We start from the raw sequence: 24,860 nt of genomic DNA on the forward strand, positions 1-24,860 counted from the left end.
TTAATGTAGAATATTAATCTACTTTTATAAAACGGTAACGGGAAAGGTAATCGTTATATTTTCTGCTCAATACAAGTGTTTGCTCTGATAATTCTTCAATTTTGTATGTTGCCAATTCTCCAATTTTCAATTCTAAAGCTTCTGAATTAAATTCGTAGGATAAAACTTCCGATTCACCTTCATCGTTGATTTTTACGGAACCGTTTGAATTAAGCTCATCCCAAGGGCTGAATTGGTAATATGTGGTAATATCTGTTTCAGCTCTTAACTCACCTTTTAAATTAGTACCCTCAAATAATTCGGTCATTATTAGTCCCCAGTTACCGGCGATAAACTGTTGTGGAGCATCCAATTTGTTGCAGGATAAAATTGTTGATAATAGCACTGTTGATAATAGCATAGTTTTCATTTTTTAGGTTAATTATGATTTTTTTCGCGTAACATTAAAGCCAAGACTTACTCCAATCATTCCCCCATCTTTTTGGGAGGAGTAAAAAACATTTACAGGGATATTTAAGGCACCTGATTTAAACGTTCTACCTAAACCAACAATCCACCGCGTAGTTATATCCAGTCGCCCTCTATTGTCAAGGTATCTATCATATTCATATCCGTAGGAATAAATTGGATTTTCAGCATATTCAGTCTGGTTAAATTCGTACTCTGTCCAATACCTTTCTTCATCTTCACCGAATAAGTTTTTGTCCTTCGTACTGAAAAAACCTACGGATGTTTTAGAAAAGCCAAAAGAGGGACCAAAAGCAATTTCCCAACCTTTTTTACCAAATCGAAAACCGTTCAACAAACTTACGCTAGGAATAAAGCGACCTTGCTCTAAACCGGTAAAATTTATAAGTCCTTCAAATAAGGCTGAAAAGTTTTCTGTTCCAACATATTGACCTTCAAATTGCCATCCTAAATTGGATACAAATGGAGACATTTCCAGTCCTCCAAATTTTTTTTCACGGGTCATAAATTGATTTAAGTCACCAACAGTGTAAGCAAATCCCATTCTTGGACCTGAGTTGTTCACTCGCCCCACATTATTCGATACGATTAGTTCATTTCTGAACATCAATTGTTTTTTTATGTCTTGATTTGGTTGAATTTCATGCATTTCTTGTATTACTATTCCAATCATTCGCTGCAATTCCTTTTCTTGATTATCAAATTCGCAAGTGTGCGTTTTTACAATTTTTTGGTTCCTGATATTTATGAGTTTCAGTGTTATGACAATTTTTTGTCCAAGCCCATCGATATTTCCAGATAAGATATAGTCTACATTAAGCTCTTTACCGAATTCGATTAAACATGTTTTGCCAAAGCATTGGTTAAAAGCTTTTAAGTCACTGACCTCTTGCATGTCAAATCGATCCAGTACCTGATACTGATTGATTTTAATAAGCTCGAGTTGTGCGATTGTCGATGCTATGTGATTACTTGCATGAAGGTTAAACGTTTTGATTGGACCAACGCCAATGGTTTGATTAAAGCTTAACGTGTGCATTAAGTTTAAAATGAGTGTTATTATAAACGGTTTTATTCTTTTCATAATTTTAGATTTAAAGAGTTGAAATCCCTATTAATATTCCTATTTGAACCAAGGATCTAACAACAGGTCCTTTAATCGAACTTCCTAGTTTTTTCAGTTTCATTGTCCGCTTTGCTTCTTGTTTAATTATAGATTTATCGATTGATTTTGAAACGATTGTTAGTAACATTAAAACCGATGCTCGTTCCTATTGCACCACCATATTTATTATAGGAATAGTAGATATTGAAAGGAATATTTAGCGTGCCTACTTTGAAAGTTCTTCCAACAGCCATTAGCCAATTGGTATTTATTTTAAGGGTTCCTCTTTTATCTAGATTTGTACTGAATTCATACCCTTCTTCATCAAGAATTTCTGAGGAGTACCCCGCATTGTAAAAATCCCCTTGCGACCAATACCTTCCTTCCTCTCTTCCAAAAAGATTCTTATTACTTTCGGCAAAAAAGCCTCTTGATTCTGATCGGAATCCAAATGAAGGACCAAAAGCTATTTCCCATCCTTGTTTCCCTATTCTAAAGCCATTGAGAATGTTCAGAGTAGGGATAAATTGACCTTGTTCCATACCTGCAATATTTATAATAATTTCCCCCAGTGCTGAAAAATTTTCGGTTCCTATATACTGTCTTTCGAATTGATACCCGAGGTTGGTTGTGAAAGGAAGAATATCTAGACCTCCTAGATTTTCTGCTCGAGTCATGAAATCTTGTAGTTCGCTATCATGAAAGTATGCAAATCCAATTCTAGGACCAGAATTGTTCATTCGGCCAATATTGTTATTCACGATTATATCATTTTTAAAAGCAAGTTGTTTTTCTATTTCAAGGTTTGTTGTTTGGTCATGCATTTTTTGTAAGACAATGCCAATCATACGTTGTAACTCAACTTCTTGATCATCAAATTCCATTGATTTTGTTCGTTTGATCGTATTGTTTTCAACATCGATTAGTTTTATGGAAACCACAATTTTATTCCCAAAACCATCGATTGATCCTGATAAAATGTAGGGGACATTTAATTGCTTACCCAATTCTATAAGGCAGTTTTTTCCATAGCAGTTAATTAAATCATCTTCTGTTATAATTTCAGACATGTCTGCTTGATCCATGACAATATATTGATCGAGTTTGATGAGTTCAAGTCGAGCCAGTTTAGCGGCAATAGTGGGGGTTGCGTGAACGCCAGAAGTGCCGAATTCGGCCACTGCAATTGTTTGACTTTTAGCTTTAAATTGACAAAAGAATAAACAAGTAATAATGAGTAGTATTGATTGTGTTTTCATGATTATTTTCGTTGTTATCATGAAACAAATCTAGGTTGATCACGGAGGTTATAATAATTGAAAACCGCTAGCTAGAAATTGGATTTGCAAAATTCGCAAATATGGATTTTGAGTTAATATAAAGAGGCATATAAAAAAGCACCCTTAATCAAAATAGACTAAGGGTGCTTGAAAGATGTTTTTATGTGATTATCTTAATATTGTTACCGTTCCATTAAATTCGACTTTTTTATCTGTAGTACTTTCTTTGGCTTGAACTACCCAAACATAAGTGCCATCTTGAGCAGTGTTACCGCCATATGTTCCATCCCAAGTACCAGCAGCATTATAAGATTCCCAGACAATTTCACCCCATCTATTATAAATTACGCAATGGAAATCATAAAAATCGATACCATCAATAAATACTTGCCATTGATCATTGAATTGGTCACCGTCAGGGGTAAAAGCGTTTGGAGCATATATGATAACATCAGAAACAATTTTTAAGGTGTGGGTTATGTCAGCAGAACACCCAAAGTCGTTTGTTAAAGTGAAGGTAATGTCATATTCTCCCGGTACACCTTCAGGGTAAATCACAACGGGTTCTTCTAACGTTGATGTTTCAGGGCTACCGCTAGGCATGTACCAGTCGTATGAATCTCCATCCGAATTGTTTCTAGGATTAAGTAACACCTTTGTATTAAAGATAGTTGTTGGGTTTGGATTTATTGTAAAATCGGGTTGAGGAATAGCAACGCTTTCGAAGTAATCTACAATGGTGATTTCATTTTCACAACCGTATTCATTGGTGAGGTGTAGCTTTACATCATAAAAACCGACCCCATAAAATTCTTTAGAAACAACCGGATAATCATTGAACACTGCATCACCTATCGTCCAAACAGCTATATCATCAGTTCCAATTGGGAAACCATTGTTATAGGCTTTAAAAACAGCGGTTGCAGGGTTACATCCTTTGGTTACATCAGAGTCAAAACTTGGATTAGGAACTGGATTAATAATTGTTTCAGTACAAATTTCTACTGGTGTTGTTTCACAGCCATCGCTAACGGTAACGCAATAGGTTGTGTTTTCTGTAGGGGTTGTTACAATTGTATTATCAAAATCAAGAATAGGAAAACCGTTACCATTCCAACTGTAGCTATAATCTCCGTCTCCCCCAGTAGCAGTCACAGAAGCTCCTGAAGTAAAGCCTGGGCAAATGGAATCATTTTCAGTAATGGTTAAAGCGATAGGATCTCTTAATGTGACTTCCATGCTTGTACTTTCGGAGATACAACCAAACTCATCGGTTGCAAAGACATTAACAACCACAGGAGTTTCAGTAGGAGAAATAATTTGTGTATCGGAGTCATCTGCACCATCAATATCCCAAGTATAAGTATAAGTTCCGCCTCCGCCTTCTGCAGAAGCAATAATAGTTGCCGCGCCATTTCTACAAATAAGGGTATCATCGGAAACTTCGATGGTAATTGGTTCGGGGTCAATTAATTCAATCTCACTTTCGAATTGGCAACCATAATCATCCATTGAGGTAATGGTATAGATGCCAGCAGGTAGATCGTTAAACACATTTTCTACTTGCCAAGTTCCACCACCATCAATGCTAAATTGAGTAACAGGAATAATTCCATCATTAATTACAGTAATTGTGCCATCGGTATCTCCAAAGCAACTCGGGTTAGTTGCTTCTAATAAATGACTAGGAGCTAAATAAGTTAATGAAATTGTATCAGTTTGCGTCGGACAGTAACCGTAGCTATCATCAACGGTGATAATAAATTGGTATGTTCCTGGGTCTTCAACCGAAATTTCAGGCGATAGAACATCGTCATCAGGATCATAATCCACCGAAGGAGAACCTCCACCATCAAAGTCGTACATATTCCAAATAATATCGACATTTTCTTCATCAACTTCAATCGAAGCATCAATAGGGTAGCCAAAGTCAGGCGAATGGCATAAGGTATCATCAAGGCCAGCAAAAGGATTTGCGGGGTGAATAACGTAGACAGTGAAAGGAACTTCCCAAGTACTATCAGGTGAAGTAATCGTACAAATATAATCAGTAGTATCTTCAGGCCACACTTCTACAATTGGACCACCGAATGCATCGCTGATGTTATAATCTGGCGACCACGAAAATGTGAGAGGATCAGGAGGTAAGGTACCTAAATCGAGTTCTGTTGTATCACCAAGACAAATAGTTGGGTCACAAGCACCAACTTCAATGATGTAATCTTCAGCTTCACCAAAAGAGGCTGCGGCACAAGGGTCTATTAAAGCTCCAGCAGTTAAATATTGACATCTTACGCGCATAGTATAATTACCCGGACTAATCCCCCCTGGCACCATGAATGTGCCTGTGTAGACAGCAAAACTAGCCGTTGGGGAAGCATAAACTTTCTCAATAGGTTCGAAAGTGTCGTTATCATTCCAGTCAATCCAAACTGCAAAACCTTGAGCAAAAGAACCCTCTACCTCACATTGCATATTCATTTCAACTTCCATTCCGGGACAAACTTCGGCAACCATGCCAGTCACATCATAGTTCCCCGGAGGCGAGCAATTTGAGTCCATATTTAGAATGTCAACATTGGCCCCAACTGTCCAGAAATTATCAATTAAATCGTTTGTGGATGCACCTCCACCGCTATAACATGGATTGAACCAAGTAGGAATACAGACCTGCGCTCTGGTTGTAGAACTGAGTAATAGTAAGAGAGGAAAAACAAAATAAGTGAGCAAAACCTTCATTTAAATCGATTTAGTAAAACGAATCTGAAAATACAGATAATTTGGATGTGAAAATCTTAAAGTTAAAAAAATATTATTTTTTCTTTAAGACGGGCATATGATAATCACGGTTGCCTCTCAATTTTGATGAATTGTACAAATAAAATGATGTTTACACCACTTTGTTTTTGTTACCAAACCTTTCTAAAATAATGATGAATGACAAGCCGCAAATGGCTAAGAGAACACCAATTAAGAGATAATTTTCATTTCCTGTTAGTTCAGTGAAATGGATTGGACTAATGTTTTTTTGTAAAACGGGAACTATCTCTTCGTTCGGTTCACCTGCGTGTTTGGTAAAAGAGGTTAAGGTTTCTTTCCAGGGCCAAATCTTATTCAAAGAACCAACAAGAAAACCTGTTAAAATTGCTATTGTAAGGTCATGTGACTTTTTGAACAGCCAATTTAGAAGTTTTGAAAAGCTGATTAAACCAATCAGGCAACCTGCAGCGAAAATTGCAATTAAGGTACCATTTTCCAGAATAGTGGTGATGTCTCCAGCTTTAAGTGCTTTAATCAATCCACTAATTGCACCAAGAACAGCGGTATATGCCCCTAGTAATAAAAGAATAAAACTACCAGATATTCCTGGTAAAATCATGGCGCATACCGCAATTGCTCCACAAATAAAGATATAAAAAAGATTCTGGCTATCGGCAACTGGCGCCATAATAGTAATGTAATAAGCAATCACAGAACCTACAATTAAACCAATAATATTTTTATAATTCCAACTTTTTACGGTCTTACCGACAAGCCAAATTGAAGCAACGATTAATCCGAAGAAAAAAGACCATAAAGGAATTGGGTAGTCTTTTAATAAATGTTCGATTAATACAGATAAAAGAGCGATACTTAAAATAATACCGCTAAACAAAGCGAGCAAAAAATTAAAGTTACCTTTTTTCCACATTGCTTTGAACCCTTCGGTTCTCCATGTTTTAATTAGGCCAAAATTAATACCACTTATTGTCTCTAGTAGTTCTTCGTATATCCCTGTTATGAATGCGATTGTACCTCCGGAAACACCAGGGATAACATCTGCAGCACCCATTGCGACACCACGTAGAGCGATACCAAATTTTGATTTTGAGCTCTTATCACTCATTATTTTTCTGCTTTTTGTTTCATTGTTTTTTCGATATCATCTGGTAAGAACTCGAAGAAGGTATCACCTCTTAAACCTAGTCTCAGGCATTCTAATGGAATGATTTCATTTGGAGCAATATTTCCCAAATTAACATTTGGACCAAAAAGTCGAATAAACCAAACTTGTTGCGTTTTTTGAGGTGCCTCCCATAAAATACGATTAGGATCAATTTTGGCAATTATTTTATTAATTAAGTATGTGTGTGCCGTTCCATTTGGACGAAAAACACCAACAGTTCCGCTCTCACGGCCTTCAGCAATAACTTTCCAAGAACCGGCCTCCAACTCAGAGCTCATCATTTTGATCCATTTTGCTGGACTGATGATAATGCCAGCATCTTTTGATCCAACCTCAGACATTACCGTTCGTTCTTTAGAGAGTTTATTGATGTATTCTAACTTTTGGTCGTGTGGAAGGATAATTGAACCGTCAGATACTTCACATAAATCTAAATCGTATTTATCAAGAAGTTTTTGATAGTCATTGAATTTGTTTCGAGCTATAAAAATTTCAAATAACGTGCCTCCAAAGTATGGTCGAATTCCTGCGCTTTTATACAGTTTAATTTTCTCCTCTAAATTTTTTGTGACGTATGCTGTTCCGAAACCGAACTTTGCGATATCAGTAAACTCACCATTTGCGTCAATAAAATCTTCAACTTCTCTAAGGCTAAGGCCCTTATCCATCATCATTGTTACACCTGATTCTCTCGGTTTTGCAGGTCTTTCTGGTATGTGTGATAACTTAAAGTTATTATTCATTTTCTATATCTATTATCTTTAAAAAATCTGGAATGTTTTTAGCTTCCGGTAAATACAAAAATAGTGTTTTTGCTGAACCTTTATCGATTAAATACTCTTTCTTAAATAAAAGTAATGCGTCAGTTTTTTGCCCTAATTGCCAAAATATGGCGATTAGTAACATTCGGACGTCCTTACTGTGTTCATGGAAATTTTCAATACTCAATAAAAAGTCAAGCGCATCATCTAGACTGTATTCAATTTTTATTTTAGCAAGTAATAGCACTGCATCGCTATACGTTGGATCTAACTGTAACGCACGGTCAAGCTCAGTTTCAGCTTCAGTCAATCGTTCTGATTTATAAAGCGCTTCTGCTAAAACAAGTCGATAGTTAGCATTTTCCGGTTGCAGGTGTACCGCTTGTTTTAAAAAATTAATCGCCTGACTAGCTTCACCTTGAACTTCTAATATGATACCTGTTCCCAGCCATGGTTCGGCTAACTCAGGATTTAACTCACGGGCAGTCAAGTAGGTACTTAATGCTTCTTCGTAACGTTCTAGACGCTCGTATGCCTCGCCTAAATAGCTTAGCGTTAAAGCGTCACTATCATCCAATTCGGCACATTTTTGGTAGGAGATTAAAGCTTTTTCGTACTCCTCATTCTGCATGTAAATATTGCCAAGGTTGAAATGAGCCGAGGCAAAATCACCGTTAATAATGATGGAATAATCATAAGCCCAAATTGCTTTTTCGATGTTGTTTTTAAGAAAGTAAATATTCCCTAAATTATACCAAGCTGTGAATGAGTAGGGGTTGTTATCGATGTATTTCGTGTAGTATTCAATGCATTTATCAAAATTCCCAATTCGCTCATAGCAATAGGCTACCTCATAAATAGCAGCTTCATTTTCTGTGTTTTCGGATAAAATTTCTTCCAACACTTGAATTGCTTTTTGAAAATTATGAATGCTCTCATATTCCATTGCAAGGTCGAAGCGAATCTCTTCAAGTTCTTCCAAGTGGTTATATTCTTGAGCGACTTCAATTGCCTTTTCAAAGTACTTAATTGCTTTTGGATGATCCCTTAATTGCCCAAAAACACTTGCTTTAGTTACAAATATTTCAGGGTTATAGGGCTCTTTTTTCTCAAGGTTTTGGAGAATTAAGAGACTTTCTTTTAATTGACCAGTACTTGAGAAAATTTGTGCTTTCCTTAAATCAAAAAGTGTATTTGTAGGATGTTGTTTGTTACCAAAATTGGCAGCTTTCAATCCTTTTTTTAATTGGTTGTTGACAATAAAATGTTCGACTATTTGCTCCAAGATTTCTGCATCGAAATAAAATTCGTCATGATCTTGGAGCATGCGTTCAAAACGTTGCAGTTCAGAGTTGAACTGGGCATCAAACATTCCATCACCTTCATCATTATCCTCTTCATCAAACATAGAATAAAGTTTTCGCTTTAAACAAAAATAGAATTATCCAAGCCTTTTTTAGGCGCACTTGTTTATTGTTATTAACAAGGTTTTGAACAAATTATTATTTACCCGCTCTTTTTCGTTCGTTTTCTGTGAGTAGAATTTTACGAATTCGAATTGATTCAGGTGTAAGCTCTACATATTCGTCTTCTTGGATATACTCTAAAGCCTCTTCCAATGAAAAAGTAATTGGAGGAGCTATTTTAACCTTATCATCGGCACCAGAAGACCTCATGTTAGATAATTTCTTAGTTTTTGTAACGTTTATTACTAAATCACCCGCTCGAGAATTTTCCCCAATTACTTGTCCTTCATAAATATCGACATTTGGATGTACAAAGAACTTACCACGGTCTTGTAGGTTTGATAACGAATAAGGGATACTCGTTCCTTTTTCCATAGAAATTAAAGAACCGTTTTGACGTCCTGGTATTTCACCTTTATACGGTTGGTATTCGATAAACCTATGCGTTACAATCGCTTCTCCTGCAGTTTGTGTTAATAAATAAGTTCTCAAACCGATTAAACCACGTGAAGGAATGATGAATTTACAGATCATTCTTTCCCCTTTTGGTTCCATACTCAACATTTCCCCTTTTCGTTTAGTCACGGCATCAATAGCGGTACCTGAGAACGATTCAGGAAGGTCAATTGTTAAATCTTCGATTGGTTCACATTTTACACCATCGATTTCCTTAATTATAACACGAGGTTGGCCAACTTGCACTTCATATCCTTCTCTTCGCATTGTTTCCAACAATACAGACAAGTGCATTACACCACGACCGTAAACATTCCATTTATCGGCCGAATTAGTAGGCTCGACTTTTAGAGCCAAGTTTTTTTCAAGTTCTTTTTCTAAACGATCATGGATATGTCTAGATGTCACAAATTTACCTTCTTTACCAAAGAAAGGCGAATCATTTATTGTGAACAACATACTCATGGTCGGTTCGTCAATAGTAATGGATTTCAAAGGCTCTGGGTTTTCAAAATCACAAATCGTATCTCCAATCTCAAAACCTTCAATTCCTGTAACAGCTACAATATCTCCAGTTTGAACTGTTTCAACTTTTCTTTTTTCTATCCCATCAAAAACAAAAACCTCTTTGATTTTAGATTTGATTAATGAACCATCTCTTTTACCTAATGTTACATTTTGATTTGGTTCAACCGTTCCTCTAGTTAATCTACCAATTGCAATTCGTCCTACAAACGAAGAATAATCCAGTGAAGTGATTAGCATTTGAGTTGTACCTTCTGGAAATTCTTTAGGTGGGAAATAGTTTAAAATTCTATCCAATAGAGGTTCAATTTTATCGGTTGGTTTTTTCCAATCGTCACTCATCCAACCGTTTTTTGCTGAACCATAAATTGTTTCAAACTCTAATTGCTCTTCGTTTGCATCCAATTCAAACATAAGGTCAAATACCTTTTCATGAACTTCATCAGGAGTACAATTTTCTTTATCAACTTTGTTTACTACAAGCAATGGTTTTAGTCCCATTTCTAGTGCTTTTTGTAAAACGAAGCGCGTTTGAGGCATTGGACCTTCAAAGGCATCGACTAATAAACATACACCATCTGCCATATTCAACACACGTTCAACCTCTCCTCCAAAATCGGAGTGACCAGGGGTGTCGATAATGTTGATTTTCGTACCTTTATAAGATACGGATACGTTTTTAGAAGTAATTGTAATCCCTCTTTCTCTTTCGAGGTCATTACTATCCATAATTAATTCGCCATCACTTTTAATTGGGGCACCACCGGCCTCAATCATACGGTCTACTAAAGTTGTTTTACCGTGGTCAACGTGAGCGATAATTGCGATGTTTCTAATTTCCATTTTTATGACTTGATAATGATATTAATTTCTGTAAGATCTTCTTCTATTACTTGATTTACTTCTTTCGTTTCGTCTTGAACGACCACCGCTTCTTCTGCTACTAGATCGTTTTCCATCCCCTTTGTCGTTGCTGCCTTTTGTTTTTTCGATACTCATGCGGTTTCCTTCAAAGTCAACACCTTTCATGCTTTCCAGAATTCTTTCCGTTTCATTTTTATCGGCATCAAAGAAAGAAAATTTTTCGAGAATATCGATTTTTCCAATATTTGCTTTACTAATTCCTGTATTGTCGCAAAGCAACCTTAACAATGCTCCATGGTTAAATCCATCTTTACGACCTAAGCCAACAAAGAATCGTTGTTGATTTGGATCATTTCTACTGTCTCTACCACGTTTTTTAGAACCAAAATCATCTCTTCCGTTATCTCTTGCAGTAGCGTTCAGGTCTCGAGCGTTTTCATAATAATCCAAAAATTTGTTGAATTCAGTTGCAACAAATCGCTTGATTATTTCTTCTTTAGAATATTCACCTAATTCTTCCATTAAAACAGGTAAGAAAGTGTCAATTCTGCTGGTATCGGCCTCATCATTTTTAATTCCTTTAATCAAGGATAAAAGTTGCTTTTCACAAATTTGATCTGAGGTAGGCACCTTTTTAAGTTCGAAACTTGTATTAATGATTCGCTCGATACTTTTAATTTTACGTCCTTCTTTGGTGTTAATAAGAGCGATAGACGTTCCCTTTTTACCTGCGCGAGCTGTTCGTCCGCTTCGGTGCGTGTAGTTTTCTACATCTTCCGGGAGCTGATAATGGATAACATGAGTAATATCATTGACATCAATTCCTCTTGCAGCCACATCTGTTGCAACCAAAAGTTGCAAGGTCTTGCTTCTGAATTTGTCCATCACACGATCACGTTGTGCCTGTGATAAATCTCCATGAATTGGTTCAGCATTATAGCCGCCTGCCATTAATTTATCTGCAACAGCCGCAGTATCTCTTCTTGTACGACAAAATATTACACCGTAAATATTGGGATTAAAATCAATAACACTTTTTAGTGCCTGAAAACGATCTCTCTCCTTTACAGTATAATAATGATGCTCGATGTTTTTATTTGTTTCATTTTTACCCCCAACCGTTATTTCGAAAGGGTCTTCCATATAGTTTTTTGCTATACGCGCAACTTCTTTAGGCATAGTTGCAGAGAATAGCCAAACATTTTTAAAATCAGGAGTTTGATCTAAAATGGCGTCGATGTCCTCTTTGAACCCCATGTTAAGCATCTCATCAGCTTCATCTAAGACAACTGCTTCTACTTCCCATAGTTTAATTTTTTTACGGTTAATTAAGTCGATTAATCGACCTGGTGTAGCCACTACAATTTGAGCTCCTCGCTCGATTTGTTTAATTTGTCTACCTATATCAGTTCCACCGTAAACAGGTACAATTGATAAACCTTTGATGTTTTCAGAGTACGCTTTTAAATCGTTAGATATTTGAATGCATAACTCTCTAGTAGGACATATAACTAGACCCTGTGTGTTTTTGGATTGCGTGTCAACTTGGTTGAGTAATGGCAAGCCAAATGACGCTGTTTTTCCTGTACCTGTAGATGCAAGACCAATTAGGTCACCATCATTTTCAAGTAAATAAGGAATTGATTTTTCTTGGATTGGAGTAGGAGATTCATACCCCATTTTTGTGATAGCCGAAAGAATAGAATCTTTCAAGCCTAGTTCACTGAACTTCATGTTAATTAAATTTAGTTTTTACCTTTTGCTTCATCTCGGTTCGAACTAAATTCTCAATAGTAACGACAATGAACCCTGATCAAGCATTTGCTTTTTTCGCAAAATTTTGTGCAAAGGTAGGGCTTTTATTTAGATCGAGCATAAAAATGCGTAAAAGAGCTAATTATTCTGTTAAAATATACTAAAGGAAAGTCCCGCGAAAGCGGGATTCGAGTCATTTATTAAGAAATCATTATTTTTGCGGTTGACTGAAAATGAAAAGATGAAAAAAATTGTTTTTACCCTGCTCTTTATTAGTGTTTTAGTAGGAGGGTATTCCCAATCGCCGCAACCTGCACCTATTGATACTATTATCACCGAGCAAGGTTCTATGTTAATATATCCCAATCGAACGTGGGCGTATATGCACGAGGAAAATTTTTCTGGGGTGATGAATGAGCGCTTGCACGAATTAGTTTGTAACGATTCTACTTACGGTTACAAATCACTTTGGACACATGATGACGTTATAACTTGCACTACAAATGATGTTACTTTATTAAAGGATACTGTTTGGATGTGCGTCTTAGATTCATTATATGGCAATTATGCAATTCCTTTTAAAGGGAGAAAAACTTCAGGTTATGGTTATCGAAGAGGTCGAAGACACAATGGAGTAGATATTGATTTGGAGACAGGAGATACTATTTTCGCAGCATTTGATGGAAAAGTCCGCTATTCGCAGTATCACGATCACGGTTTTGGAAATTTAATTGTCTTACGGCATTATAATGGGTTAGAAACTTATTATGCACATTGTTCAAAACTATTAGTTGTGCCGAATCAAGATGTTAAAGCAGGTGACCCTATTGGTTTAGGAGGTAATACGGGACGTTCAACAGGATCGCATCTACATTTTGAAGTTCGATTTTATGATAATCCTATTGATCCTGAATTGATTTTTGATTTTGAAAACGATTATGTCAAAGATAATCTATTAGTTCACAGTGGAATTTTCAGTCCTTATTCAAGTTCATCCTACAGCAGTTCTAGTAGGAGTGTTGACCGGAATGCTAAAACACATCGCGTTCGTTCAGGAGAGAACCTTTGGACAATTGCTCGGAAATATGGGACATCTGTTAGTACTTTATGTCGATTAAACGGATTAAAGGAAACTGACGTTATTCATATTGGACAAACACTGCGATTAAGGTAATGCAATCAGAATTGATAATAGCGATAGATGGAGGAGGAATTAGAGGTATAATTCCGCTTTTAATTCTTCAAGAGATAGAATCAAAGAGTATTGTAAGTCTTAAAGCTTACGATCCAAATTGGTGGGGTACTTCTACCGGAGCCCTGATTTCTGCGGCTATTAATGTTCAAGAGAAAGTGAACTATCCAATCGCAATTCAAAACGTTTTGGATTTATATGAATTTCGTTCTGCATCGGCGATAAATCCCCAAGGGTCGAGTATCCCAGCACGTGCTTTAATGCAATTAATTCAAGCTAATTTTTCTCAGTTTGAAGTAAAAGATTTTCCGAAACTAAATTTAGTTGCTTCTAATGCCTTGAATTTAAACCCAGTTATTTTTAATGCGTATAATTCATGTCAGTTATCCGATGCGATACTCGCGAGTTGTGCCTATCCGGGAATTTTTCCTTCAGTTCGAATTAATGGAGTAGATTATGTTGATGGATATTTTAAAGCGAAAAACCCTTCGTTACTGGCTGTAAACAGTGCATTAAGCGAAGGAAAAAAGCCTATCGTTATAAGTATTGGAACAGGGGATTTGCATATCAAAGATGAGATTGAAAAATACAACATTACGATTAATGATCAATTATTGAATTTGCACGAGACGGGAGCTATTTTCTATTATCGATTAAATCCTGTTTTATCAAAATCAGTAGATGCAATGCAGAATGTGACGGCAAAAAATATTTACAATTTGAGAAAAGATACAATGTCCTTTCTTCAGCAGTCGGAAAATCAAATTCAAAACATTTTAAAAACGATTGAAGCGGAACTTAGATAATTGCGTGAGTGTAAAAAGATAGCCATTTTTCCCTTACTACCTGTTGACCGTATTTATTTTCAATATTCCGTTGAATTTCGGTTGAATTGTACGTATCGATATTCACAATTAACTCACTTATCGCTTTATATAATTGGTCCTGGTTTGAAGAGTTTACTGGCGCTGAATTAATAAGAATACTATTTGATTCATTTAAAAATTCCTCCGGTCCTCCACATCTCGTGCAGACTACCGGTGTACCAGCATAAAGCGCTTCAGCCACGGTCATACCAAAAGTTTCGTGTCTGGAATTGCATACGTATAAATCGCTAGTCGCCATTATTTTTAAAACGTCTTTGTGATTGAGACGTCCTGTTAGATTGAGAGTGCCAGATGGGAACTCAAGATCTTTAACTAGTATATGAATTTTTCCTTCATCAGGCCCTCCACCAACCAATGTAAGTTTAGCTTTGGGAAATACAGCAACTATTTTTCGAAAGGCTTTTAATACATCCGAGATATTTTTTGTTTCATCAACAAAATCGCTAACAGACAAAATATTAATACCCTCTTTTTTAATCGTACTGGAGTTTGTATGGCGTTCAATGATATTAGGAATGCATACCGAGTGATAACCCGTATTTTTTTTGAATGCTTTTTGCAATGTCTTGCTTACAGTGCTAATATTATTTGCTTGTGCAAGGACTTTTTTATACAGGATTTTATCAAGTTTGTTTTTAGCCTGGAATTTGCCATTTAAATGACCAGACCAATGCTCAGTAATGACCAAAGGAATTTTAAGTTTTCGTTTTAGCTTTAAGGCAAATAGAGTGGTGCGATAGGGTACATGAGTATGAATTAGATCAATTTTCGAATTGCACCTTCGAATTGCCATTTTTAGTGCTTTACGATACCTGTAAAAATTAATTACTTTCTTAAGTAGGCCCGTGTTTTGCCTAAAATACACACGATATTCTTCAAAGGAATTACTTTTGTTTTCAGTCAGTTCATATTTACTGTTTAGATTAGGTATACCTTGAGCATACGCAACCGTAAATCTAAAATCATTATTCATGAGGTGAATTTGGCGCTGAATAAAAATGCCCAGCTGTTCGTCCGTTTTATTGGGATACCATCGGGGTAGAACAAGTATGTGTCTTTTAGTTATTGTCATTTATCAGCCTCTAATCCTCAAAAATAATCGTTTTGTCATCTGTTTTAATCGTATATGTTGTTTCGTATGATTCGTCGAAGTCGTCATAAACTGATCTTCGCCATACACGATCGATATTATCCCCAAAAATAATTTTTTTATTTTGAGGAACATAAAGAATTAAACGTACGTATTGCCCTCTTATTTTGTCCTCAATGGGATAAGAAAAGTAGGGAGGTAAAAATAATTTATTTCCACTTACTTTTACCGGATAATCGATATGCTCAATGTTTTGAATTGCATCATGTTCAGTTGATCCACGACTTGTTTTTTTAAGTTTGTATCGTAAAGTTTGGTTAGTGTCTACAGGCACTATTTCTAAGCTGGTAAATCCGAAATAAATAGCGTTTTTATTGGCTTTTATAAGTTCAGCGTTTGACCAATCATCGTATGGGTCAATGTGATTGGAGAATTGGTCATCATTTATCACATCCACATGAAGCGTTTCAATATTTTCGTTTATTTCATGAACACTGACAATTGTTTTACCTACTTTAAAATCTGTTCCTAATTGAATACTGACTACGGCTAAAAAACAAATTGTAATTGTCCATATTATTGCGAGTGACCAAATGATTTGTTTAAAGTTTTTTGCATTTGTGACGGCTAATTTAATTCCTGCAATTATTAAATATATTACAGGAATGATGGAAGCAATAATTATCGCGAAGAATATCAGTTTACTTGGTGAATTTTCAGGATATAAGAGGGAAATTAGAGTAGGTAAATCCTCAATTCTGTCGGGACCGATGAAGGGAATGATTTCGATGTTTCCAAAGTAAAATAGAAGAAGAAAAGTGAGGATAAAAACTCCGAGTATTATAAACGCAATACCGATAATTTTTCCAACCGATTCAAAAATTGATTTTCCTACTTCAACCCCCTTGTTAATTCCATCGTTTAGCCGATGTTTTAATTTTGAATTATTAGCGGACTCTGAAACAGCATTTTTAATACCTGAAAGGTGTTCTTTAATCGTGTCAACATTTATCGAACGACCTTTCATTTCTAATTTTTCGGATGTAGTTTTTGCTTCAGGGATGATTAAAATCAAGATGATGTATAATAAAATTCCGGTGCCGAATAGGACCATGAATAAAATGAATAAAACTCTAAATATCAAAGGGTCAACAGAGAAATAATGGCCAAAACCAGCGCAAACTCCGGCGATTTGTCCGTTATCTCGGTCTCTAAAGAGTCTCTTATTAATATAGGTTGTAGTATCATCAATATGTTGTTTTTGGTCTTCGTCAGAGGCAAAATCTTCTGGGTGTCCTAATGTTTCTATGATCTCTGTAATATCAGATTCAATAATGACTTCCCTAGTATTGGATAATTTTTCATGGAACAGTTCTGCAATTCTAAATTCAATGTCTTCCATTATCTCGTCTCGCTCGGCTGCATCCGCAAAATTTGACTTTATTTTTGAGAGATATTTGGCCAATTTGTCGTGCGCAGTTTCTTCGATTGTGAATGCAAATCCTGCGATATTTACGGTTATTGTTTTTTTCATTTTAATTTGGTTTTGAAATTTTTTGAACGGCTTTTTGCAAAGTAGTCCATGTGTTGTGTAATTCGGTTAAAAATTGTTGGCCCTCATCGGTTAACGAGTAATATTTTCTCGGAGGACCACTTTGCGATTCTACCCAATTATAGTTTAAAATTCCTGCGTTTTTTAGTCGTGTTAGCAATGGATATAGAGTTCCTTCAACAACAATCAGCTCGGCCTTTTTCAGTTCATTGATAATGTCCGACGGGTAAGATTCTTTTTTAGAAAGTATTTCGAGTATACAGTACTCAAGAATTCCTTTCCGCATTTGTGCTTTAGTGTTTTCTATTTTCATCCTTGTGTTTTAGGAGTAATTCAGTTTTGGCAAATATATATAAATAATACAGTACTATGCAATACAAAGTACTATATATTTTTTTGTTTAAACAAAAAAAAAGGTGAAGCAATTGCCTCACCTGTCTGGTAATGTGTTTTTTATGCGTTTTTTATTTCTTTCTTAAATCTTCAATTATTTTTTCAGCTACTCGAAAAGAATTTGCATATATTGTAAAAGTATAAGGAACACTTCCTCCTGTAGGCATAAAACTACCATCAGTAACATAAAGGTTTTTGACTTCATGAGCTCTACAATTTTTGTCTAATACTGAAGTGTTCGGATCGTCTCCAAAGCGGCATCCACCTGCCATAAGATTGGTTGGTGGTCGACTAGAGATTCCTCGTCTTATATCGATGGCTCCTACATTTTTTAAAACTTTTTCTGCGCGTTCAGCTAGATAATTTCCCACTTTTACATTTCTGTCATGGGATCCCACTTTTACACGGCCAACAGGATCTCCCCATTTATCTTTAACCTCATTATCTAATGATACGAAGCAGTCGTCATTAGGCAGCCAATCACAAAACACTTCATATCTAACGCGTTTTTGATTCGTAAAATAATCTTTTAAGTTTTCTTTTAAAGCCGAGCCATACAAAAGTGTTCCATCTTTATATTTTGATCGCATAGCTTTAGGCATAGGGTTTGAATGTTCAATTAAAAAATCAATTGTTCCCCCCTTTGCTTTTCCATTAAAAGAATCATCTTCTATTTCATAAAAATCTAATAAAGTTTGATTCACAAAGGTTAACGGGACATCGAGTTTTTTTCGATCAACATCACTCAAACTGTCGTACCGAATATATCCAGATCCCGCTCCACCACCTGCAAAGAGTAAGTTTTTGCCAACAAGACCGTTTGAATTTGCCAGACCATTTGGGAATGCAGGACCTGTGCTCATTAACATTAGACGAGCAGTTTCCACAGCCTGGGCGGCAATCACATATCGCTTAGCGGAAACACTTACTTTTTGATCATCAAAATCGTAATACCAAACGTTAGTTATTTCCTTTTGGTCATTTGTTTCCAGTTTAAATACTTTCGAATTTGGTCGAATTTCACAATTCCCTGTTTCCAGGGCATCATTAATTAGAGCCGCTCTAGAACTCGCTTTAGCATCAGATGAGCACCCAAAACTTCCGCAATAATTCGAATGATAACAGGCACCTCTTTTTTCACGAGGTTCAGAAATTATACCCCTTGCAGCTGGGGTTATGTTAAACCCTTCTTTTTTTCCTCCTTCAACAAACCAATCAGCAACTATATTGGTTGTAAGTGGGGGATGAGGGTAGTCGGGAGTAGAACGAGGTTCTTGGTGTTTATGCGGTACAACTTTACCAGAAACACCAATCACTTTTTCAACTTTAGCATAGTATGGTTCAAGTTCATCATAGGTTATTGGCCAGTCTACAATATTGGCACCTTCTATTGCGCCATATTCACTTTTTAAACGAAAATCTTTTGGTTTTAAACGGTGGAAGTATGCACTCATAAAATTTGAAGAACCACCAACACAACTTCCGTTCCACATATCGCCACCACCATCAGCAGTATTTTTTGCTTTCCATTCGCCTTGAGCATTTTTTCGTACCACGACATGTCGCTCGTCTTTGAGGTTAGGAACATAGGCATCTCTTCGCGTGGCAGTCATTTCATCTTTTGTAAAGTCAGACGTTTTTAACCAAGGCCCTTTTTCTAAGACTAGAACTTTGAAACCAGCTTTAGATAATTCGTATATAATTGGTCCCGCACCAGCACCACTACCTACAATACAAATGTCGTATTTCATGTTTGTTTTATTTTCATTTGTTTTTCCATGATTCTTTCATATCGTAATTCTTCCGTTGGTCTAGGGTATCCGGGAACGTGATTGAGCCATTTCCAACCTACTTCATTGGTATTCCCTCCATAAATTGGATCAAGTAAAAGGGCTTCATAAAGTAATGTAATCATCATGGAGGTCCAATTTTTACCCCATTTAAGTTGTACAATTTCAGCAACCAACTCTTCTTTTTCTTTCGGTTGTAGTTCGACAAATTTTTTTTCAAAGAATGATTCTGATTGTTCGTTCATCCAGTCTAACCCTTCAATGATGTATTCATTATCTTCCGGTTGTCGATTTAATTCATCATGCAGTACCCACATGATGTATCCAAAAGCATTTATGTCGTTGGCGCTAGGTCCATTTCCATCATTCGGAAATAAGATTAATAAGATGTCATCGAGTATTGTTGCTTGTTCGGCAGATAGGATATCATTCCCCTTTTTTAGTTCTGGTGTACAAGACATGAAGAAGCCGATTTGCGTCATAGCTCCCGCTAAAAGTGCACCTTTTAGAAATTTCCTACGATTTAACTCCCATGCCTCTATATCCTGAAGTGCATCCGGTATTTTGTGTTTAGTTTGTTTCTTGTTTTTATTCATGCCAAGACTTTAGGTAAAGTTAGTTAAAGGCAAATTAATAGCGAAGTAAAATGGAGTGTTTGGGCATAAAAAAACCGTCTTAACGAGGTTAAGACGGTTTAATATTTTAGAGATTAACTATTTCTAGTGTTCGTGATCTCCACCTTCACATGCTCCAGCTTCGCACGCTCCTTCTTCACAAGCAGCTCCTTCAACAGCCTCAGTAGCATCTTCAACAGCTTCTTCAGCAGCGTCATGTGCTTCTTCAGCCGCTTCTTCAACAGCGTCAGTAGCTTCATCAGCAGCCTCTTCAACAGCTTCAGTAGCTTCAGTTGCAGCTTCTTCAGCTGACTCTTCTCCTCCACAGCTAAATGCTACCATTGCACTAGCCGCTACAAGAACAAATCCCATTTTTCTTAAATTAAGAAAGGTCTTTTTCATAATTTGATTTTTTTTTAATTAACAATTGATAAATGTTTGAATTGCTTCACAACGAAACAAAAATAGATATTTTTTTTAATTATCCTAGTATATATACGGATTATCCGCAGGTTAGGATTCAATTTTTCACAACTTTATCGATGAATGTCTATTTTATGCTGATAGAAAAGAGTTCTTGACCGTTAATTCTACCTTGTAAACGATCTCCAATTACCACTTTTCCCACACCTTTGGGGGTTCCGGTAAAAATTAAATCACCGGTTTTTAATGTCATGTACTTTGAGACATGTGCAATTAATTCGTCAAAACTAAACAACATATCTTTACTGTTCCCTTCCTGAACGATTTGATCGTTCAAATTTAAACTAAAAGGTAAGGCATTCAAGTCCAACTTTTCTTTGGGAATAAAGGAATTGGAGACAACAGCACTGTGATCAAAAGCTTTCGCTTTTTCCCAAGGCAACCCTTTTTCTTTACATTTTTTTTGAATATCTCTGGCTGTGAAATCAATGCCTAAACCAATTTCATTATAATAATTGGCGGCATGTTTCACCTCGATGTGTTTACCTACCTTTGCTATTTTTATAATTAATTCCACTTCATAATTTAGCTCATTTGTGAAATCAGGGTAATAAAAATTTTTTTCCTTAAATAGTGCCGTATCGGGTTTAAGAAAGAATAGGGGCTCTGAAGGAATTTCGGCATTCATTTCTTTTGCGTGATCGCTGTAATTCCTGCCAATACAAATTATTTTCATTAGGCTTTTCCGAATTTATTTTTCAATTGGTCCAATTTATTGGCCATTTGTTGTTCTTTTTTCGCTTTTAGTTTTGCTCTATTTTCGCGATCTTTTTTAATAAGGATATCGACATTTTCCTTGAGAATTTTCTTCGTAATTAAAGGAAAATCGTTGTCGATTATCCAACGATGATATCCAGGTTCATTTCGATAAACTTCTGCAATAGTTTTGTCTTTATGCTTGCCGAAATTGTAAATTATTTCACCTTCATCGTTTAAAGCTAATCGTCCGACAAAATCTATTTTCCTGTTTTTGCCCACCTGTGTAAAGTCGAATAAAAAATCCACATCATTTTCAACTTCATCGTACTTTTCTATTTGAGCTTTAAGGACATCATAGGTCGCTTGAGTGTCTGCCATTGCACTGTGCGCATCCGTTAAGTCCTGATCACAATAAAATTTTAATGCCGCTTCCAATGTTCGTTGTTCCATTTTGTGAAAAATAGTTTGAACGTCAACGTATCGACGACCATTCATATCGAGATCTTCGCCAGCATTAAGCATTTCCTCAAGTAGAAAAGGAATATCAAACCTATTGGAATTGTATCCCGCTAAATCGGCATCCCCTATAAACCCTTTAACTGCTGCAGCTCTTTCTTTAAATGTGGGACAATCTTTGACATCAGCATTAGTTATTCCGTGAATTTCGGTCGATTCGATTGGTATATCTATAGTCGGATTATAACGTTCTTCAAACCGTTCTTCGCTTTGATCAGGATTAATTTTCAGAATTGCTATTTCTAAAATTTTGTCTTTTGAAAAATTTAAACCTGTGGTCTCTAAATCAAAAAAAGCAATAGGTTTCGTAAGGTTAAGCTTCATGCGAATTAATTATCTGTATTTCTACAAAGATAAATATAAGTCTGCCATTTCAGGTACTTCAACCTTGATTTCTACTCTTCTGTTTAATTGTCGATTTGCTTCATTGTCCGTTCCATCAGGATTTGCGTTTGCAACCTTAGGCTTTGATTCACCAAACCAAGCATTATGGATTCTGTCAGGAGAAATACCTTTGTCAACTAAATATTTATGAGCAGATAAAGCTCTTTTCTTTGATAGTTTATCATTGTATTCATCAGTACCAATCCAGTCAGCATGCCCGTCTAATTTAACGTGTACTGTTTGATTTTCTTTCATGAATAAGTAGAGTGTTTCTAGGATATTTTCACTTTTCGCACGAAGAAAGAACTTATCGAAATCAAATAGTAAGTCAGCATACTCGCTTAATTGAGGGTCAGATTCAGTTAATTTTTTTAATTCAACAATGTCCACACGCTCTGTATACGTTTCATTTTCATCATCAGGATCTATTGTGGTTAGCAATGCTGAATAAAGAATTTCAGGATCTGATTGATCAAGATTATAAGTGATGGTTGTGGTATCATTAATTTCTTCCATTACAGCCAAAGGAGTCGTGGGATTTGTAAATTTGAAATTACCTTTTTCATCCGTAACCGCCATGTCATTTAGAATTTTATCTTCTTTCGCCAGATAAATGGTCGTTTCAGGCATTGCCACTTGATCTTTTACTGTATATTCAGTCAATTTACCTTCTAAATAAAATTCTGATGGATGCGATTCATCCCAATCGTTGTAGGATTTTATAGCATCATCCTGATTTACCAATACTTTGTAAGAACTTGCAGTATCTAATTTTTCAAAAGTAAAATCACCTTTCTCATTGGTTTCTGTAATTCTTAAAATTTGATCTTCTTCATTCAATAAAAGGACTTCTACATCTTCTGCTTTTTCCGTTTCAGAATGTGCTAAATTTCCTGATATTCCCCCAGTATTTTCAGTGTTATTTTCTTTGTACGAAAAATCAATATCGAACTCTTGCTTTAACATCAAATCTGGATTAGTAAATATGTGCTTAAATTGAGCTTGTTGACTTACTAATTCTCCATTTTCGTTTCTATTTCGTGAAATTGAAATTTGTTGGAATAGGTTATAAACTTCGCACTGTTTTGGCAGATAAAATTCTTCGATATGCGGTCGTTCTTGTGTATAGCCCGGTTGCACCACGATTAATTCCATACGATAAGAGTTATCAGGAGGAAGAATCATTTGGTATTTACCTGTTTTTGGGTCTATATTAAATGCCCCCATTTCCTCACCTGTACCAACATTAGTTACTTTGATTAATCCACTCACAGGAAAATGATTTTCAGCATATATTGCATAACCCTTTACTTCAGATGCAGGGATGTTTTTACAGTCGTATTTAGCAGTATAGATATCTAAATGTCCATAAGAACCTGGTCGCATCGAAGCATAATAAGCGAGTGTTCCTTCATCATTTTCAATATAATAGATATCGTCTCCTGCTGAATTAACAGGGGTTCCAATATTTCTTGCTTCGCCCCATTCCCCATTCTTATTCCGTTCAGATCTGAAAATATCAAATCCACCCATTGAGTTATGTCCTTGTGAAGCGAAGTAGAGTGATTTTCCATCTTTCGATAAATAAGGGGCATCCTCTTTATATGGTGTATTGATTTTTGGTCCCATATTTACGGGTTTTTTCCAACGTCCATTTTCATCCTTACTTGAATAATAGAGATCTCGATCACCGTATCCACTATCCACACCTTGTGACACAATAAACATTTCAGTTTCATCAGGTGTGATAAAAATACTCGGGTTCGCTTCACCTATATTCACATTTTGATTCATGCGAATTGGAATAGACCATTGTCCTTCTTCGTTCCGTTCACTTTTCCAGATGCTATTTTCTTTGTAGATGTATAAAACTTTACCATCAGGAGAAATACTAACCGGTGCAACATGAGCTTTTCCTTTGCTTATCTCATCAGAAACATAACCCGATGACTTATCAATAAGTTTGGCTTGGACAAATGAACTATCTCTTCCTGTTGCTGTTGAAAAATAGATGTCTTCGTAGTATTGTCCATCTTGATTTTTAACTCCATTTGCTGGTCTACGGGAACAGAAAAGGATTAAATTTTCATCTTGAGATAAAACGGGTGCGTATTCCATATACTCTGTATTGATGTTTTGATCCAAGTTCGTAATTTCATCAACCGAGTATAAATGAACGTCTCTAAGGTCTATCCCGTTATTGCAAATTTCAATTTCTCGAATAACATCTTGTCGAGTAATTTGACCTTTTTTATTGTTCGTGATATTGCTTAAGAAAATATTATAAAAGTCAATTGCTTTTTCAAACTCACCTCTAAAATGATGTGTTTTTGCTGTATAATATAACAATTCAGGTATCGTGTCCTTTTCCGATAATTCTAAGGCTTTTTCAAAATAGGTAATAGCGTCTTCTCGTTTTACTTGAGAGTCGTAATAAGCAAGCCCAGCTTCAAACCAATATTGTGCTTTATCAGCATTAGCGTTTGTCACCTTTTCGTAATACGATTTTGATTTCCAATACTCTTCTTTACGGTAGGCTTTTCGTCCTTTTTTAACGAATTTTTTAATCTTTCGATTACTTAAATCTTGTGCATGCGATTGGGTGGGCATTGCAAAGATGAATGCCATGAATAT

20 protein-coding genes are annotated in these 24,860 nt (G+C 35.9%); 2 read left to right on the forward strand and 18 right to left on the reverse strand.

From position 1 onward, the window contains the following. Positions 1-13: 13 nt before the first annotated feature. From A8143_RS08705 to A8143_RS08745, 9 genes are all read right to left on the reverse strand, one after another. A complete protein-coding gene (locus A8143_RS08705) occupies positions 14-400 on the reverse strand; it encodes a hypothetical protein (RefSeq protein ID WP_217494798.1) in 387 nt (128 codons plus the stop codon). 21 nt (positions 401-421) lie between these two features. Further along, positions 422-1,552 carry a hypothetical protein gene (locus tag A8143_RS08710; protein WP_139134314.1) on the reverse strand — a complete coding sequence of 377 codons (1,131 nt, stop codon included), beginning with the start codon at positions 1,550-1,552 and terminating at the stop codon, positions 422-424. A gap of 134 nt (positions 1,553-1,686) precedes the next feature. Next, a complete protein-coding gene (locus A8143_RS08715; RefSeq protein WP_070137850.1) occupies positions 1,687-2,832 on the reverse strand; it encodes a hypothetical protein in 1,146 nt (381 codons plus the stop codon). Positions 2,833-3,021: 189 nt separating this feature from the next. Further along, positions 3,022-5,592, reverse strand: a complete 2,571-nt coding sequence (locus A8143_RS08720) for a GEVED domain-containing protein (RefSeq protein ID WP_066758491.1) — start codon at positions 5,590-5,592, stop codon at positions 3,022-3,024. 151 nt (positions 5,593-5,743) lie between these two features. After that, positions 5,744-6,739 (reverse strand): DUF368 domain-containing protein, encoded by a 996-nt coding sequence (locus A8143_RS08725; protein ID WP_066758492.1) that lies wholly within the window; start codon positions 6,737-6,739, stop codon positions 5,744-5,746. Then, on the reverse strand, positions 6,739-7,542 hold the full coding sequence (locus A8143_RS08730; RefSeq protein WP_066758494.1) for a phosphosulfolactate synthase: 804 nt from the start codon (positions 7,540-7,542) through the stop codon (positions 6,739-6,741). The genes A8143_RS08725 and A8143_RS08730 overlap by 1 nt, the downstream gene beginning before the upstream one ends. Beyond that, the gene (locus A8143_RS08735) at positions 7,535-8,968 is read right to left on the reverse strand and encodes a tetratricopeptide repeat protein (RefSeq protein ID WP_066758495.1); all 1,434 of its coding nucleotides are present in this window, start codon (positions 8,966-8,968) and stop codon (positions 7,535-7,537) included. The genes A8143_RS08730 and A8143_RS08735 overlap by 8 nt, the downstream gene beginning before the upstream one ends. A 94-nt stretch (positions 8,969-9,062) precedes the next feature. Continuing rightward, positions 9,063-10,850 carry a translational GTPase TypA gene (typA, locus tag A8143_RS08740; protein WP_066758496.1) on the reverse strand — a complete coding sequence of 596 codons (1,788 nt, stop codon included), beginning with the start codon at positions 10,848-10,850 and terminating at the stop codon, positions 9,063-9,065. A gap of 21 nt (positions 10,851-10,871) precedes the next feature. Continuing rightward, entirely contained in the window at positions 10,872-12,605 is a 1,734-nt protein-coding gene (locus tag A8143_RS08745) for a DEAD/DEAH box helicase (protein WP_066758500.1), read from the reverse strand. Positions 12,606-12,867: 262 nt separating this feature from the next. Here A8143_RS08745 and A8143_RS08750 point away from each other — a divergent pair, with 262 nt between their 5' ends. Together A8143_RS08750 and A8143_RS08755 are read left to right on the forward strand one after the other, a co-directional pair. Then, on the forward strand, positions 12,868-13,800 hold the full coding sequence (locus tag A8143_RS08750; protein ID WP_066758502.1) for a M23 family metallopeptidase: 933 nt from the start codon (positions 12,868-12,870) through the stop codon (positions 13,798-13,800). Next, the gene (locus A8143_RS08755; protein ID WP_066758504.1) at positions 13,800-14,624 is read left to right on the forward strand and encodes a patatin-like phospholipase family protein; all 825 of its coding nucleotides are present in this window, start codon (positions 13,800-13,802) and stop codon (positions 14,622-14,624) included. Before A8143_RS08750 ends, A8143_RS08755 begins: the two co-directional genes overlap by 1 nt. On the opposite strand, the gene A8143_RS08760 is transcribed toward A8143_RS08755, so the two are convergent. From A8143_RS08760 to A8143_RS08800, 9 genes are all read right to left on the reverse strand, one after another. Continuing rightward, entirely contained in the window at positions 14,617-15,777 is a 1,161-nt protein-coding gene (locus tag A8143_RS08760; protein WP_066758505.1) for a glycosyltransferase, read from the reverse strand. The genes A8143_RS08755 and A8143_RS08760 overlap by 8 nt on opposite strands. A 10-nt stretch (positions 15,778-15,787) precedes the next feature. After that, entirely contained in the window at positions 15,788-17,329 is a 1,542-nt protein-coding gene (locus tag A8143_RS08765) for a PspC domain-containing protein (protein WP_066758507.1), read from the reverse strand. A gap of 1 nt (position 17,330) precedes the next feature. Further along, the gene (locus A8143_RS08770) at positions 17,331-17,660 is read right to left on the reverse strand and encodes a PadR family transcriptional regulator (RefSeq protein ID WP_066758508.1); all 330 of its coding nucleotides are present in this window, start codon (positions 17,658-17,660) and stop codon (positions 17,331-17,333) included. A gap of 151 nt (positions 17,661-17,811) precedes the next feature. Further along, the gene (locus tag A8143_RS08775; RefSeq protein ID WP_066758509.1) at positions 17,812-19,491 is read right to left on the reverse strand and encodes a GMC family oxidoreductase; all 1,680 of its coding nucleotides are present in this window, start codon (positions 19,489-19,491) and stop codon (positions 17,812-17,814) included. After that, positions 19,488-20,126, reverse strand: a complete 639-nt coding sequence (locus A8143_RS08780) for a gluconate 2-dehydrogenase subunit 3 family protein (RefSeq protein ID WP_066758511.1) — start codon at positions 20,124-20,126, stop codon at positions 19,488-19,490. Before A8143_RS08780 ends, A8143_RS08775 begins: the two co-directional genes overlap by 4 nt. A 123-nt stretch (positions 20,127-20,249) precedes the next feature. Then, positions 20,250-20,546 carry a hypothetical protein gene (locus A8143_RS08785; RefSeq protein WP_066758514.1) on the reverse strand — a complete coding sequence of 99 codons (297 nt, stop codon included), beginning with the start codon at positions 20,544-20,546 and terminating at the stop codon, positions 20,250-20,252. A 148-nt stretch (positions 20,547-20,694) separates the two neighbouring features. Then, positions 20,695-21,303, reverse strand: a complete 609-nt coding sequence (locus tag A8143_RS08790; RefSeq protein WP_066758518.1) for a fumarylacetoacetate hydrolase family protein — start codon at positions 21,301-21,303, stop codon at positions 20,695-20,697. Next, positions 21,303-22,166: a 3'-5' exonuclease gene (locus tag A8143_RS08795; protein ID WP_066758519.1), complete on the reverse strand. Its 864-nt coding sequence runs from the start codon at positions 22,164-22,166 to the stop codon at positions 21,303-21,305. Before A8143_RS08795 ends, A8143_RS08790 begins: the two co-directional genes overlap by 1 nt. 21 nt (positions 22,167-22,187) lie before the next feature. Further along, positions 22,188-24,854, reverse strand: coding sequence for an OmpA family protein (locus A8143_RS08800; RefSeq protein WP_175437521.1), 2,667 nt, complete (start codon positions 24,852-24,854; stop codon positions 22,188-22,190). Positions 24,855-24,860: the final 6 nt, after the last annotated feature.

It is taken from the genome of Crocinitomix algicola (assembly GCF_001661595.2).
Taxonomy (GTDB): Bacteria; Bacteroidota; Bacteroidia; order Flavobacteriales_D; family Crocinitomicaceae; genus Crocinitomix; species Crocinitomix algicola.

Excerpts from the sequence above, each read along its gene's own strand:
- A8143_RS08705 (WP_217494798.1), bottom strand. The coding sequence starts at position 400 with ATGCTATTATCAACAGTGCTATTATCAACAATTTTATCCTGCAACAAA.
- A8143_RS08710 (WP_139134314.1), bottom strand. The coding sequence starts at position 1,552 with ATGAAAAGAATAAAACCGTTTATAATAACACTCATTTTAAACTTAATG.
- A8143_RS08715 (WP_070137850.1), bottom strand. The coding sequence starts at position 2,832 with ATGAAAACACAATCAATACTACTCATTATTACTTGTTTATTCTTTTGT.
- A8143_RS08720 (WP_066758491.1), bottom strand. The coding sequence starts at position 5,592 with ATGAAGGTTTTGCTCACTTATTTTGTTTTTCCTCTCTTACTATTACTC.
- A8143_RS08725 (WP_066758492.1), bottom strand. The coding sequence starts at position 6,739 with ATGAGTGATAAGAGCTCAAAATCAAAATTTGGTATCGCTCTACGTGGT.
- A8143_RS08730 (WP_066758494.1), bottom strand. The coding sequence starts at position 7,542 with ATGAATAATAACTTTAAGTTATCACACATACCAGAAAGACCTGCAAAA.
- A8143_RS08735 (WP_066758495.1), bottom strand. The coding sequence starts at position 8,968 with ATGTTTGATGAAGAGGATAATGATGAAGGTGATGGAATGTTTGATGCC.
- typA (WP_066758496.1), bottom strand. The coding sequence starts at position 10,850 with ATGGAAATTAGAAACATCGCAATTATCGCTCACGTTGACCACGGTAAA.
- A8143_RS08745 (WP_066758500.1), bottom strand. The coding sequence starts at position 12,605 with ATGAAGTTCAGTGAACTAGGCTTGAAAGATTCTATTCTTTCGGCTATC.
- A8143_RS08750 (WP_066758502.1), top strand. The coding sequence starts at position 12,868 with ATGAAAAAAATTGTTTTTACCCTGCTCTTTATTAGTGTTTTAGTAGGA.
- A8143_RS08755 (WP_066758504.1), top strand. The coding sequence starts at position 13,800 with ATGCAATCAGAATTGATAATAGCGATAGATGGAGGAGGAATTAGAGGT.
- A8143_RS08760 (WP_066758505.1), bottom strand. The coding sequence starts at position 15,777 with ATGACAATAACTAAAAGACACATACTTGTTCTACCCCGATGGTATCCC.
- A8143_RS08765 (WP_066758507.1), bottom strand. The coding sequence starts at position 17,329 with ATGAAAAAAACAATAACCGTAAATATCGCAGGATTTGCATTCACAATC.
- A8143_RS08770 (WP_066758508.1), bottom strand. The coding sequence starts at position 17,660 with ATGAAAATAGAAAACACTAAAGCACAAATGCGGAAAGGAATTCTTGAG.
- A8143_RS08775 (WP_066758509.1), bottom strand. The coding sequence starts at position 19,491 with ATGAAATACGACATTTGTATTGTAGGTAGTGGTGCTGGTGCGGGACCA.
- A8143_RS08780 (WP_066758511.1), bottom strand. The coding sequence starts at position 20,126 with ATGAATAAAAACAAGAAACAAACTAAACACAAAATACCGGATGCACTT.
- A8143_RS08785 (WP_066758514.1), bottom strand. The coding sequence starts at position 20,546 with ATGAAAAAGACCTTTCTTAATTTAAGAAAAATGGGATTTGTTCTTGTA.
- A8143_RS08790 (WP_066758518.1), bottom strand. The coding sequence starts at position 21,303 with ATGAAAATAATTTGTATTGGCAGGAATTACAGCGATCACGCAAAAGAA.
- A8143_RS08795 (WP_066758519.1), bottom strand. The coding sequence starts at position 22,166 with ATGAAGCTTAACCTTACGAAACCTATTGCTTTTTTTGATTTAGAGACC.
- A8143_RS08800 (WP_175437521.1), bottom strand. The coding sequence starts at position 24,854 with ATGGCATTCATCTTTGCAATGCCCACCCAATCGCATGCACAAGATTTA.